Below are 12,704 nucleotides of genomic sequence, written 5' to 3'. Positions count from 1 at the left end.
AGATATACCTTATTGTGTTTCACGCTACTTGTCTTCAACTTGCAAGATGGCAAGAAATGCCTCTTGGGGGATTTCCACGTTACCTACCTGCTTCATGCGCTTCTTGCCCGCCTTCTGCTTCTCGAGCAGTTTCTTCTTGCGGGTAATGTCGCCACCATAGCATTTGGCCAATACGTTCTTGCGCAAGGCCTTGACGTTTTCCCTGGCGACGACTTCGGCACCGATCGCAGCCTGTATGGCGATATCAAACATCTGACGCGGAATCAGGCCGCGCATTTTGGACACCACTTCGCGGCCACGATAGCGCGCATTGGAGCGGTGCACGATCATGGACAGGGCATCGACCCGGTCTCCGTTGATCAGAAGGTCTACGCGCACCACATCGGCAGCACGATATTCCTTGAATTCGTAGTCCATCGATGCATAGCCGCGTGAAACCGACTTGAGCTTGTCGAAGAAATCCAGCACGATCTCGGCCAGCGGCATTTCGTAAGACAAATGCACCTGGCGACCATGATAAGTCATGTTCAGCTGTATGCCTCGCTTGGCCATGCACAGCGACATGACCGGCCCGACGTACTCCTGTGGCATGAACAAGGTGACGTTGACGATAGGCTCGCGAATCTCGGTAATGTTGCCCACTTCGGGCATGCGCGAAGGACTTTCTATCATGATGACCGAGCCATCGCGTTGCTCGACCTCGTACACCACGGAAGGCGCCGTGGTGATGATGTCCATGTCGAACTCACGCTCGAGACGCTCCTGGACGATCTCCATGTGCAGCAGACCCAGGAAGCCGCAGCGAAAGCCAAAGCCCAGTGCCTGCGACACCTCGGGCTCGAACATTAACGATGAATCGTTAAGCTTCAGCTTCTCGAGGGAATCACGCAACTGGTCGTACTCACTGCTTTCCACGGGATACAGGCCGGCAAAGACTTGGGGCTTGACCTCTTTAAAACCTGGCAAGGCCCGGTCTGCCGGCTTACCTGCCAGCGTGATCGTATCACCCACCTTGGCATGTTCGAGTTCCTTGATGCCGGCAATAACAAAGCCTACCTCGCCGGCTGAAAGCTGGTCACGAGGCACGGATTTGGGCGTGAAGACACCAATGTGTTCACACAGATGCGAGGCACCGGTCGCCATGAGCAGGATTTTGTCTTTGGGCTTGAGCACACCATTGACGATGCGCACCAGCATGACGACGCCCACGTAGTTGTCAAACCACGAATCGACGATCAGGGCCTGCAGGGGCTTGCCCGGATCACCCACCGGTGCCGGAACCTTGGCAACGATGGTCTCAAGGATATCGTCTATGCCCATCCCGGTTTTTGCGCTACACAATATCGCCTCGGAGGCATCGATGCCGATGACGTCTTCGACTTCCTGCCTGGCGTTCTCGGGCTCGGCCGAGGGCAGATCCATTTTGTTCAGGACGGGCAACACCTCGACACCCAGCTCGATGGCGGTATAACAGTTGGCCACGGTCTGGGCCTCGACGCCTTGCGAAGCATCTACCACCAGCAGCGCACCCTCACAGGCCGACAGGGAACGACTGACCTCGTAAGAAAAGTCAACGTGGCCGGGAGTGTCTATGAGGTTAAGGGCATAAGTCTTTCCGTTCCTTGCCTTATAGCTCAGGGCTGCCGTCTGGGCCTTGATGGTAATACCCCGTTCACGCTCGATATCCATGGAATCAAGCACTTGCGTGGACATTTCGCGATCGGCCAGGCCTCCGCAGCGATGAATCAGGCGGTCGGCAAGCGTGGATTTGCCATGATCGATATGGGCAATGATGGAAAAGTTGCGGATGTGATCCATAAACCAGCACAAAGAAGCTCGGCACAGCCTGAGCAATATTTAGAAAACAGGCACAAAAAAGAAGCGCCGGGAGCAATCTGAACAGCCCGCCTGGGCCGGCGTGTTCAGACCTTTGCTACCCGGCGCCCCTTTCGGCTCTGCGCCATTTTAGCCGTATTCTGCAGATTATTTTTTAGGCGTGATGGTAACCCATTGAGATTGCTCGCCACGGACCACCAGCAAGGCAGCGGCGCGCGATTTATCCAGACCCGAAACGATCTTGGCATATTGCCCGGGATCGGTCACATCGGTGTCATTGATGGTCACGATGATGTCGCCTTCCGTCAGGCCGGCCGTCGCGGCAGGTTCTTCAGCCTCGACAATCTGCACACCACCCTTGAAACCCAGTTTCTCACGTTCCTGCTCGGGAACTTCGGTAACCTTCAGGCCCAATGCATCAGCGGGGATCGCCTTGGGAGCTTCAGACTTGCTGTCAGGGGTTGCCGCATCGGGGCTGGGCATCTCGCCTACTTTCACACGCAGTTCGACTGCCTTACCCTTGCGCCATACTTCAAGATCAACACGGCTGTCGGGCTTGGTGGCGCCAACAATGCGTGGCAAGTCGGACATGTGCTTGATGTCCTTGCCATCAAACTTGATGATGACATCACCCGAGCGTATGCCGGCCTCGGCTGCCGGGCCGCCTTGCTCGACATTGCTGACCATCGCACCCTTGGCTTCGTCGAGCCCTATGGCCTTGGCCACGTCATCGGGTACTGTGCTGATCTGCACACCGATGCGACCCCGGGTTACCTTGCCGTGTTCCTTCAGCTGCTTGACCACACGCATGGCTTCATCGATAGGAATGGCCAGCGAAATGCCCATGAACCCGCCGCTCTGGGAGATGATCTGCGAATTTACGCCCACCACCTGACCGGCCAGGTTGATCAGCGGACCGCCCGAGTTACCCGGGTTTACTGCCACATCGGTCTGTATGAAAGGAAGATAGTCACCCGTATCGCGATTGATGGCGCTGACTATGCCCGATGTAACGGTGGAATCCAGGCCGAAGGGCGAACCTATGGCCAGCACCCACTGCCCTTTCTTGAGCTTGGCCGAATCGCCAATGGGCAACGGAGTAAGATCCTTGGCGTCGATCTTGATCAGGGCCACATCGGTACGCGGATCGGTACCGATCACTTCTGCCTTGTATTCCTTGCCCGATGTCAGGGTAACGAAAATTCCGTTGGCTTTGGTGACCACATGATTGTTGGTCAGAATGTAGCCATCTTCAGAGATGATGAAACCCGAACCTACGCCACGCGGTACGGTGCGTTCCTGCTGCTCGGCGTCCGGCGCATTGCGTCCGCGCGGACCGGGCATGCCGGGGGGCATGAAGTCGGGCCCGAAAAACCAGCGGAACATTTCGTAGGGATCGTTGCTGCCGGGGCCGGGGCGCGAAGCGCGCACAGGCACGGCTTCAGTGGTGCGGATATTGACCACCGAGCCTTCCGTCTGGGCAACTACTTGCGTGAAATCGGGCACCGACAAGACCGGGACCGCAGAAGGCTGTTCGCTACCGGTTGCACCCACTGCAGAGCAGGCCACCAGCAGACTGGTGGAAGCTGCAGCAAGAATTCTTTTAAATTTATTATGTCCTAGATCATTAGAAAACATCATGAAACTCCTAGGTTGTTAATTATGTTTGCCTGGACTACGGGCGACCTGCACCTGGCACGTATTCGGTACGCTCGACAATGTCGCGCAACGTTCCGGCAGGCACCTCACCCAGTGCCGTAAGCCTGTGACCGCCTATGCGGGCCTGAAAAATATTCATCGCGCCGGCACTTGCCATGCCATTGGCCGGTGGCTCGGGCCCGGACCCATACGGCTCGATGAAGACCGAAATGGCAGCCAGACCATCACTGATGACCAGTTGACTGACCTTACGGCTGCGCTGCATGGTTCTGCTAACTTCCGTGACCGGCTGGAAGCCGGGCGGAAATGGAATACGCCATCCGTTTGCAGCCAGGTCAACGGGTTCCATGACTGTTTCAACCACTTGCCAGTTCTTGGTATTCCAGCTGGAGACCAATTGCCCTGGCTCGACCTTGTCACCCAGTTGCAGGCTGGTGAAGGAAATCTGGTCAATCAATCCATGCTCTGCACTAACCGTTTGAGCCTTGAGCAGCAAATTAGTTTCATTATCTATGCACAAACGATAGCCGTAACGATGCGAATCGCCGGGCAGCAGCTCGATCATTGTGCATTCACGGTTGGCGATGCGATGTATCGTCGGTACGACATTGATCTGATAGTGCTCGGCAATGCCCTCTCCGGAGCCCATGATCAGGGCGGGAAAGCGGTCTCCGCGTCGCTGTTCTATGACGATGTGTTTTTTTTCGGGGATCAGGCACTGCGTGACTTCGTTGTGGCGCAGGTATTCCCGGGGCGCACCGTCAAGCAGTTCCAGGCGTTCGCGTTCTCCGGTGCCATCGACCAGATGCACGATACGCGAAGAAAGCATCACCGGACCTTGCTGGTAGGTATAGACGCCAGCGTAGTCCAGCGTTCGGGCGGCAGCCTGTATCTTCTGAAGTATCTCGAGTGTTTGCGGTGCTTTCTGCCCGGCCTCGGCGGCCAGCACAGGCTGCGCCAGCAGACAGGCGGTTGCGATCAGGAAAACGCCGTAGATGCTGCTCAGGCCCCAGTGCTGGAAAGTAGCGCCTGACCGCCGGCGCCCTGCTGCCTGCCGACACATGATACTCATTAGCGTGGAACCTCGAAGGAAGCCTGGCGAACCGCATTGACGCCCGCGATTTCACGATGCGCATCGAGATAATCGTGCATGGCATTGACCTCGGGGCCGGCATTGGCCAGCACCTGCACTGAGCCATCCTGGCCGGATTCACTGCCATACATATACGGCAAGGCAACCCACACAACCGACACCACCGCGGCAGCCACTGCCAGGCCTGACAACCCCAGACGCACGTGCCGATGCCGGCGCAGCATGCCCGGCGCCACAATATGCGGCTCGGCGTCTATGGCCTTGGACACGCGTGCGTAGAAGAAATCGGTAGGCTTGATGGCCAGGTCGGGGTTGCGCATGACATCACCGATCAGATGATAGCTGTCCCAGACCTGACGGCCGTATGGCGTATCGAGTTCTTCGGGACGCATCTCGCCCTCACCATCTATCCAGGTGGACACGGACGCTTCCCAGGAATGCTGATCCTGGTCGGATTCGGGGGTAGTGGCTCGTTGAACGGCTTGCATGCTTGGCTCCTTACCAACGACGCTCGGAATCGCTGCCCAAAACAGGCCGTAACTGCGCGGCTATGGCTTCCCGCGCACGGAATATCCGCGAACGGACAGTACCGATGGGGCAAGCCATGCTTTGGGCGATATCTTCGTAGCTCATGCCTTCAATTTCACGTAAGACAATGGCTGTACGCAGATCTTCGGGCAACGCATTAATGGCTGCGTTCACAGTCTCGACGATCTCACGGCTGGTTGCCATTGATTCCGGGGTGTTGTTGTCAGTTAGGTTGTCAATTTGGCTAAAAGTTTCACCATCTTCCGTTTCTATTGCATTTAGCGTAGTCGGACGGCGCCCGCTGGCGGCCTGCCAGTTGCGCGCGGTGTTGATGGCAATGCGGTACAGCCAGGTGTAGAACGCGCTGTCACCACGAAACTGTGGCAAGGCCCGGTAGGCCTTGATGAACGCCTCCTGGGCTACATCCTCGATCTCGGCCGGATCGCGGATCATGCGCGAGAGCAAGCGCATGATCTTGCGTTGATACTTCAATACCAGCAAATCGAACGCCCGTTTGTCGCCCCGCTGAACACGCGCTACCAGTTCTGCATCGACATCGCGTTCACTCATGCCGGATCCTTGTGCGCACGGCGCGTTGGCAGGGCCTGCTGGCGCGCTACGCAAATGCGCAGTTCGCGCCAGGCGCCGTCAGGCAGGCCTCGCTTTTTGATGGTGAGTTCAAGGGGACGGCACGCGGCCGTATCGCTTTTGTGAAAGCGCAGTGTCATCCAGGCAAACGCCGGCCAGGCATGGGCCAGCCGCAAATCCGGGGCGCCGTCGGGGCCGTCAAGCGACCAAAGCCCCGAATCCAGCAATGACAGGGTGTGTTGTGGTTGGGTTGACCGTGTCAGGACACCAGCCAGACCTGCCCTGCGTGCAGGACAGACTGGCCATTGCCTGACGGGAGACACCGGGCGTCCCAGCCTAGACCCTTCGGACAATCATGGAACCGTTGGTGCCACCGAACCCGAACGAATTCGACAGCGCGACATCAATTTTCATGTCACGGGCTTCGTTGGCGCAGTAGTCCAGATCGCACTCAGGGTCTTGATTGAAGATGTTGATGGTGGGCGGGGACACCTGGTTATAGACGGCCAGTGTAGTAAAGACCGCTTCAATACCCCCCGCAGCACCCAGCAAATGCCCGGTCATGGACTTGGTGGAGTTCACGACCAGTTTGCGGGCGTGTTCACCAAATGCCAGTTTGAGCGCTTCACTTTCGTTCTTGTCGCCCAATGGCGTGGATGTACCATGAGCATTGACGTAATCGACTTGCTCGGGATTGATGCCGCCATTGCGCAGGGCATTGACGATGCCACGGCGCGGACCATCACGGTCGGGCGACGTGATGTGGTGAGCGTCGGAGCTCATGCCATAACCCGAGAACTCGCCATAGATGCGTGCGCCGCGCTTGCGGGCATGCTCGTATTCTTCGAGCACCAGTGCACCGGCACCCTCGCCCAGCACGAAACCATCGCGATCGCGATCCCATGGGCGCGACGCGGTGGTGGGATCGTCGTTGCGCGTGGACAATGCACGCATGGCGGCAAAACCACCAACGCCCAGTGGCGACACAGTGGATTCCGCACCACCTGCAACCATGATGTCGGCATCACCGTATTCAATCAGGCGCGCGGCATCACCGATGGAGTGCAGGCCAGTGGTGCAGGCCGAAACGACCGCATAGCTTGGCCCTTTCAGGCCCAGCATGATGGATAACTGACCTGAAATCAGGTTAATGAGCGAAGCCGGGACGAAAAAAGGCGAAATACGGCGAGGACCACGATCCAGGTACTCGATCTGTGTTTCTTCGATGCGTGGCAGACCGCCTATGCCCGAACCAACGATCGTGCCGATACGATCGGCATTTTCTTCGGTTACTTCCAAACCGCTGTCACGCCATGCCTGTACGCCTGCTGCCACACCATAATGGATGAAGGTATCCATTTGCTTGGCTTCTTTGGCCGACATGTACTGCGTGACATCAAAATCCTTGACCTCACCCGCAATCTGGGCGTTGAACCCTGAAGGATCGAAGCGTGTAATGCGCCCGATGCCGGAACGCCCATTGACGATATTGTCCCATGCGCTGCCAATATCGTTGCCGACTGGCGAAACTATGCCCAGGCCAGTGATGACGACACGTCGTTTCACGGATGACTCCTAAAATAGATTGACGGCATTATGCGAGCAAACACGCCGTTATTCCAAATCGTTGTGCGATTTGGAATAACGGCGGAGCCACATCCCGGTAACCACCTGGTCGGGTCAACCAGCCGCAATGTGCCAAGCAAGGACACGGCTATCTGGAAAATCCGCAGCGAAGGTTGCCGGAAACCGCCTTAAGATGCCGTGGCCAACTGCAGGCCACACATCTGTAAGGTTGAAATTACTGCTTGCTGTGCGACGAGATGTAGTCAACAGCTTGCTGAACCGTCGTGATCTTCTCGGCTTCCTCGTCGGGAATTTCAGTTTCGAATTCATCTTCAAGTGCCATCACGAGCTCGACCATATCGAGCGAATCGGCACCGAGGTCGTCAAGGAAGGAAGATTCGTTTTTGATCTCGGCTTCGTTAACGCCAAGTTGTTCAGCGACGATCTTCTTGACGCGCTGTTCGATGCTTTCCATGCAGATCTCCAAGTGGGAAAAAATTTCCCGCGAATTATAGCCAAACGAAAATATTATTGGTGTTGGCCGTGACTAAAAAAACAGCATTACCGTATATGGACCATTTTTGCATTTCGTTGCAGGCCCAGATCGGAATACCTCTGGCTGAACAGATTTTACCCTACCAACGGGCCTGTTCGGGTGATTACATATACATGCCGCCGTTTACATGCAGCGTCGTGCCGGTGATATACCCGGCCTGAGGCCCTGCAAGAAAGGCAACGGCCTGGGCGACGTCCTGGGCAGCACCCAGCCGGCCCAGCGGAATCTGGGACAAAATGGCCGAAGCCTGGGCTTCATTCAGTGCCCGTGTCATGTCAGTTTCGATAAATCCTGGTGCCACGCAATTAACCGTGATATTACGGCTGCCGAGCTCGCGCGCCAACGCGCGGGACATGCCTGCGACACCCGCCTTGGCAGCCGCATAATTGGCCTGCCCCGGATTGCCGCTGGAACCAATAACCGAAGTGATATTGATGATGCGACCCCAACGGGCTTTCATCATGGGCTTGGTAACGGCACGCGACAGACGGAAAACCGCCGACAGGTTGGTGTCCAGCACCGCCTGCCAGTCTTCGTCTTTCATGCGCATGGCCAGGTTGTCGCGCGTAATACCGGCGTTATTCACCAGAATATGAGGGCCGCCGTCCTGTTTGGTCAATTCCGCTATCAGGCTTTCGCAAGCTGCGGGATCGTCCACGTTCAGCACCACGCCGCGCCCGCCGGAAGCAGCCAGCATCTCGGAGATGGATTGCGCACCAGTTTCAGAGGTTGCCGTGCCCACTACCGTGGCACCACGAGCCGCCAGTTCCTGGGCTATGGCCTTGCCTATGCCCCGGGTAGCACCGGTTACCAGGGCAAGCTTGCCCTCGAGTTGCTTGTCTTGCATGAGTGTCATCCCTGTAAAGTTTCAAGCGCTGCCTGCAGCGAAGCCGGATCGGTGATGGACAGAGCCACCAGATCACGATCTATGCGTTTGGTCAGACCGGCCAGGACCTTGCCCGGGCCGCACTCCACCACGTGTGTAACGCCTTGCGCCTTCATGGCCTGCAAGGTTTCAACCCAGCGCACCGGATGCCAAGCCTGGCGTACCAATGCGTCTTTGATCGCGGCCGCAGCCGCAGGGCTGGCCACATCGACATTGTTGATCAATGGGCAGCACGGCTCGCTCACTTCAATGGCGGCCAGCGCCTGCTCCAGCACCTGGGCGGCAGGCTTGAGCAAACTCGAGTGAAACGGCGCGGACACCGGCAGTACCAGCGCACGCTTGGCGCCTTCCGACTTTGCCAGTTCGCAGGCACGTTCCACAGCACCCTTGTGCCCGGCAATAACCACTTGTGCCGGCGCGTTGAAGTTAACGGCTTCGACCACCTCGCCCTGGGCAGCGCGCTCGCACACGGCGCGCACGACGTCGTCATCGAGGCCCAATATGGCCGCCATGCCACCCGTGCCGACCGGAACCGCTGCCTGCATGGCATCGGCACGGATACGTACGACACGCACGGCGTCCTCAAGGCTTATTGCTGCGGCAGCGGTCAGGGCGGAATACTCGCCCAGACTGTGACCAGCCACCAACGCGGGCTGCCGGCCACCGGCCTCGAGCCAGGCGCGATATACCGCCACGGCAGCCGTCAGCATGGCAGGCTGGGTGTTGGTAGTCAGATTAAGTGCTTCGGCGGGACCCGAGGCAATGAGTGCGCCCAGATCCTGGCCCAGCGCGGCCGAAGCCTGCGCGACCACATCGCCAACGACGGCATGATCAGCCCAGGCATCAAGCATGCCTACCGATTGAGAACCCTGTCCCGGAAAAACAAAAGCAATTTTCATAACATGCAAACAAAAAGTTGAAAGTAATTCCGGAACCTTAAGGTACCGGTCCAGCCTATGTTTGGCGCTATACCCTGGTCAGGACCGAGCCCCAGGTAAATCCGCCGCCGACACCTTGCATCAGGACGGTCTGGCCCGGTTTGATGCGCCCGTCACGGCGCGCCTCGTCGAAAGCCAGCGGTACGCTGGCCGCGGAAGTATTGGCATGATGATCGACAGTCACCACGACCTTTTCATCGGGAATATTAAGGCGGCGCCCCAGGAAATTGATGATGCGTACGTTAGCCTGGTGCGGAACCAGCCAGTCTATGGCTTCAAGGCTGACGTCAGCCTCTTTGCAGACATCCAGGGCCGACTGCGTCAGGGAAGTGACGGCAAGCTTGAATACTGCCTGACCGTCCATACGCAGGAAGGGATCACCCACAACCTTGCCATGGGCTACATTGCCTGCCGCGCACAGAATCTTCATCTGGCTGCCATCGGCATTCAATTGGGCCGCCATGATGCCCGGCTCTTCGGAGGCCTTGAGCACTACCGCGCCGGCGCCATCGCCGAACAACACGCAGGTACTGCGGTCGCTCCAGTCGAGGATGCTGGAAAACACCTCGGCGCCGATCACCAGCGCCGTCTTGGCGCGGCCGGCGCGAACAAAGGCGTCTGCGGTGGCCAAAGCGTACACAAAGCCACTGCAAACCGCCTGAACGTCGAAAGCCGCCCCGCCCTTGGCACCCAGATTGGCCTGCACCAGGCAGGCCGTGCTTGGAAACACAAAATCAGGCGTTGACGTTGCAACAATGATGAGATCAAGCTCACCGGCGTCGATACCGGCGTCTGCAAGCGCGGCTTGCGCAGCCCTGGTTGCCAACTGACTGGTTGTCGCGCCCGGATCAGCGATGTGGCGCTGACGGATACCGGTGCGCTCGACGATCCAGGTATCGGAAGTTTCGATATTGCGCGTAGCCAGTTCGGCCGCAAGCTCGTCGTTAGTGACAACCCGGGGTGGTAAATAACCGCCCGACCCTATTATCTTGGCATAAGGCATAGTAGCTTCCAGATACCTGGTTATGAGGCAGGATCAGATAAGTCGTTGGAGAGCTTCGCCGATTGCGCGGCGGCAGCCTGCAAGCTCTGGCGAAGGTGATCTATGGCACCCGTAGTGCCCTCGAGCAAGCCATTCTGCACAGCTTCGCGCGCTCTTTGCAAGGCAAAGCCAAAAGCATAGGCATCGGCCGAGCCATGGCTTTTTATGACGATACCGCGCAAACCCAGCAAGGCCGCTCCATTGTAGCGGCGATTATCGACCCGATCGCGCAAACGGTTCAACACCGGCTTGGCCAGTGCACCTGCAGCCATGGACAAGGCGTCACGCGTGAACTCGGCGCGCAGCATGGTAGCAATCAACTTGGCCAGGCCCTCGACGGACTTGAGCACAACGTTGCCCACGAAACCGTCGCACACCACCACGTCGACCGTACCCTTGAAGATATCGTCGCCTTCGACGTTCCCGTGGAAGTTAAGCCCGCTGCAACGCAGCAGCTCTGCGGCCTGCTTGACGACCTCGTTGCCCTTGATGACTTCTTCGCCGATATTCAGCAAGCCTACGGAAGGCTGCTGACGCTGATCGACCGTGGAAACCAGGGCCGAGCCCATGATGGCAAACTGCAGCAAATGCTCGGCCGAGCAATCAACGTTGGCACCCAGGTCGAGCACCGTAGTGGCGCCACCTTTCTGGTTGGGAATGGATGTAGCGATCGCCGGACGGTCGATACCATCGAGCGTCTTGAGCACATAGCGTGAGATCGCCATCCAGGCACCGGTATTGCCTGCCGAGATACAGGCATCGGCGCGGCCTTCCTTGACGGCCTGAACCGCCAGGCGCATGGATGAATCTTTTTTGCGCCGCAATGCAACCTCGACCGGGTCATCCATAAGAACGACCTCGGAGGCCGGCACGATCTCGTACCAATCTTTTCCAGTACTGCCGGCATCACGCAAATGAGCTTCGATAGCCATTGCATCGCCGACCAACAGGAAGCGGGTATCGGGATACTGCTGGACGAATCGGCATGCTGCGGGAATGGTCACCGGCAAGCCGAAGTCTCCCCCCATGCAGTCGATGGCGATTCGAATCTCGGTTTTCGACATCAAACGCGAACGTTGGCGTGCTTATTGCTGCGCTACAAAAATCGACAATTACTCGTCGTTTTTGGTTTTCAGCACTTTACGACCACGGTAAATGCCGTTGGGGCTGATGTGATGACGCAGATGCAGTTCGCCGGTTGTAGGCTCAACTGCCGTGGGAGGCGTCGAAATGAAATCGTGCGAACGATGCATACCGCGTTTAGACGGGCTCTTTTTGTTTTGCTGAACGGCCATGATGACTCCTGAAAACGGGTCGCTATTGTACGCGATGATCCCGCAAGTTAAGTGCGTTAATAATCAAGTAAATACTAAAATTCAATTTTTCTTGAGCTGGCTCAAGACTGCGAAAGGTGACGGCTTGCCCGAATCGGGGGCCGGCTCATCTTCCGCGAGCGGTGCTGGCAGCGTCGGACAAACGTCGTGCTTGGGCACATAAGGCAGACCAAGGATGATTTCATCCTCGATCAATTCCCGCACATCAAGCCGCGCCGATCCCACGATACGCTCGAGAAAATCTTCGTCGTCGACATCGTGGTCGCCTTCAACATCAAGATCTGCTTCGGACTTTACCACTTGCATGCGACTTCCGGCTTCCATTTGCCAGGTAAACGGCTGCATGCAGCGCTGGCACTCGAGCACAGGATTAGCCCGCACCCAAGTATGCAGAAAATACCGCCCATGCATGTCTTTTTCGCCGGTTACAGTCCATTCGGCATGAGCATCGGCCTGCGAAGGCAAGCCTTCTGCCAGACGCGCAAACTGCACCAATGGCGCTTCACCCCGTACCGTTGCACCTGAACGGGCCAGTTCGTAGGTATCAATGTATTGCATGCCTGCACCCCGGATTTCCTGCAACCACACTGCGCGGCACGCAAATGGCATGCCCTGCTATGTAGTCAAACCGCACCCGAACATTTCAAGCGCAAGGAAAAACGTTAGATAATAACGTGT

General features: G+C 57.5%; 14 protein-coding genes. All 14 read right to left on the bottom strand.

Going from position 1 to position 12,704, the window contains the following annotated elements; all coding sequences use genetic code 11:
- Positions 1-24: 24 nt before the first annotated feature.
- The 14 genes from lepA to LKR43_RS02200 all read right to left on the bottom strand — a co-directional run bounded on the left by lepA (position 25) and on the right by LKR43_RS02200 (position 12,584).
- Entirely contained in the window at positions 25-1,818 is a 1,794-nt protein-coding gene (gene lepA / locus LKR43_RS02265; RefSeq protein WP_227682211.1) for a translation elongation factor 4, read from the bottom strand.
- A 165-nt stretch (positions 1,819-1,983) separates the two neighbouring features.
- Positions 1,984-3,474, bottom strand: a complete 1,491-nt coding sequence (locus LKR43_RS02260) for a DegQ family serine endoprotease (protein ID WP_227682300.1) — start codon at positions 3,472-3,474, stop codon at positions 1,984-1,986.
- A gap of 37 nt (positions 3,475-3,511) precedes the next feature.
- Entirely contained in the window at positions 3,512-4,567 is a 1,056-nt protein-coding gene (locus LKR43_RS02255) for a MucB/RseB C-terminal domain-containing protein (protein WP_227682210.1), read from the bottom strand.
- The gene (locus LKR43_RS02250; protein ID WP_227682209.1) at positions 4,567-5,076 is read right to left on the bottom strand and encodes a sigma-E factor negative regulatory protein; all 510 of its coding nucleotides are present in this window, start codon (positions 5,074-5,076) and stop codon (positions 4,567-4,569) included. The genes LKR43_RS02255 and LKR43_RS02250 overlap by 1 nt, the downstream gene beginning before the upstream one ends.
- A 10-nt stretch (positions 5,077-5,086) precedes the next feature.
- A complete protein-coding gene (gene rpoE, locus LKR43_RS02245) occupies positions 5,087-5,686 on the bottom strand; it encodes an RNA polymerase sigma factor RpoE (protein ID WP_227682208.1) in 600 nt (199 codons plus the stop codon).
- The gene (locus tag LKR43_RS02240) at positions 5,683-6,057 is read right to left on the bottom strand and encodes a hypothetical protein (RefSeq protein ID WP_227682207.1); all 375 of its coding nucleotides are present in this window, start codon (positions 6,055-6,057) and stop codon (positions 5,683-5,685) included. Before LKR43_RS02240 ends, rpoE begins: the two co-directional genes overlap by 4 nt.
- Positions 6,041-7,270 (bottom strand): beta-ketoacyl-ACP synthase II, encoded by a 1,230-nt coding sequence (gene fabF / locus LKR43_RS02235; protein WP_227682206.1) that lies wholly within the window; start codon positions 7,268-7,270, stop codon positions 6,041-6,043. The genes LKR43_RS02240 and fabF overlap by 17 nt, the downstream gene beginning before the upstream one ends.
- Positions 7,271-7,505: 235 nt before the next feature.
- Positions 7,506-7,745 carry an acyl carrier protein gene (acpP, locus tag LKR43_RS02230; RefSeq protein WP_013742768.1) on the bottom strand — a complete coding sequence of 80 codons (240 nt, stop codon included), beginning with the start codon at positions 7,743-7,745 and terminating at the stop codon, positions 7,506-7,508.
- A gap of 184 nt (positions 7,746-7,929) precedes the next feature.
- A complete protein-coding gene (fabG, locus tag LKR43_RS02225; protein WP_227682205.1) occupies positions 7,930-8,673 on the bottom strand; it encodes a 3-oxoacyl-ACP reductase FabG in 744 nt (247 codons plus the stop codon).
- A gap of 5 nt (positions 8,674-8,678) precedes the next feature.
- Positions 8,679-9,611, bottom strand: coding sequence for an ACP S-malonyltransferase (gene fabD / locus LKR43_RS02220; protein ID WP_227682204.1), 933 nt, complete (start codon positions 9,609-9,611; stop codon positions 8,679-8,681).
- A 67-nt stretch (positions 9,612-9,678) separates the two neighbouring features.
- A complete protein-coding gene (locus LKR43_RS02215) occupies positions 9,679-10,653 on the bottom strand; it encodes a beta-ketoacyl-ACP synthase III (protein ID WP_227682203.1) in 975 nt (324 codons plus the stop codon).
- A gap of 20 nt (positions 10,654-10,673) precedes the next feature.
- Positions 10,674-11,756, bottom strand: a complete 1,083-nt coding sequence (gene plsX / locus LKR43_RS02210) for a phosphate acyltransferase PlsX (RefSeq protein WP_227682202.1) — start codon at positions 11,754-11,756, stop codon at positions 10,674-10,676.
- A 48-nt stretch (positions 11,757-11,804) separates the two neighbouring features.
- On the bottom strand, positions 11,805-11,987 hold the full coding sequence (gene rpmF, locus LKR43_RS02205; protein WP_013742773.1) for a 50S ribosomal protein L32: 183 nt from the start codon (positions 11,985-11,987) through the stop codon (positions 11,805-11,807).
- An 81-nt stretch (positions 11,988-12,068) separates the two neighbouring features.
- Entirely contained in the window at positions 12,069-12,584 is a 516-nt protein-coding gene (locus LKR43_RS02200; protein ID WP_227682201.1) for a DUF177 domain-containing protein, read from the bottom strand.
- Positions 12,585-12,704: the final 120 nt, after the last annotated feature.

The organism is Pusillimonas sp. MFBS29 (assembly GCF_020687695.1).
In the GTDB taxonomy this organism is placed as follows: Bacteria; Pseudomonadota; Gammaproteobacteria; order Burkholderiales; family Burkholderiaceae_B; genus Pusillimonas_C.
The sequence above is the reverse complement of the archived record's forward strand: the minus strand, read 5'-3'. Positions and strand labels throughout refer to the sequence as shown.

Excerpts from the sequence above, each read along its gene's own strand:
- LKR43_RS02255 (WP_227682210.1), bottom strand. The coding sequence starts at position 4,567 with ATGAGTATCATGTGTCGGCAGGCAGCAGGGCGCCGGCGGTCAGGCGCT.
- LKR43_RS02215 (WP_227682203.1), bottom strand. The coding sequence starts at position 10,653 with ATGCCTTATGCCAAGATAATAGGGTCGGGCGGTTATTTACCACCCCGG.
- fabG (WP_227682205.1), bottom strand. The coding sequence starts at position 8,673 with ATGCAAGACAAGCAACTCGAGGGCAAGCTTGCCCTGGTAACCGGTGCT.
- LKR43_RS02250 (WP_227682209.1), bottom strand. The coding sequence starts at position 5,076 with ATGCAAGCCGTTCAACGAGCCACTACCCCCGAATCCGACCAGGATCAG.
- fabD (WP_227682204.1), bottom strand. The coding sequence starts at position 9,611 with ATGAAAATTGCTTTTGTTTTTCCGGGACAGGGTTCTCAATCGGTAGGC.
- LKR43_RS02200 (WP_227682201.1), bottom strand. The coding sequence starts at position 12,584 with ATGCAATACATTGATACCTACGAACTGGCCCGTTCAGGTGCAACGGTA.
- rpoE (WP_227682208.1), bottom strand. The coding sequence starts at position 5,686 with ATGAGTGAACGCGATGTCGATGCAGAACTGGTAGCGCGTGTTCAGCGG.
- LKR43_RS02260 (WP_227682300.1), bottom strand. The coding sequence starts at position 3,474 with ATGTTTTCTAATGATCTAGGACATAATAAATTTAAAAGAATTCTTGCT.
- lepA (WP_227682211.1), bottom strand. The coding sequence starts at position 1,818 with ATGGATCACATCCGCAACTTTTCCATCATTGCCCATATCGATCATGGC.
- plsX (WP_227682202.1), bottom strand. The coding sequence starts at position 11,756 with ATGTCGAAAACCGAGATTCGAATCGCCATCGACTGCATGGGGGGAGAC.
- acpP (WP_013742768.1), bottom strand. The coding sequence starts at position 7,745 with ATGGAAAGCATCGAACAGCGCGTCAAGAAGATCGTCGCTGAACAACTT.
- rpmF (WP_013742773.1), bottom strand. The coding sequence starts at position 11,987 with ATGGCCGTTCAGCAAAACAAAAAGAGCCCGTCTAAACGCGGTATGCAT.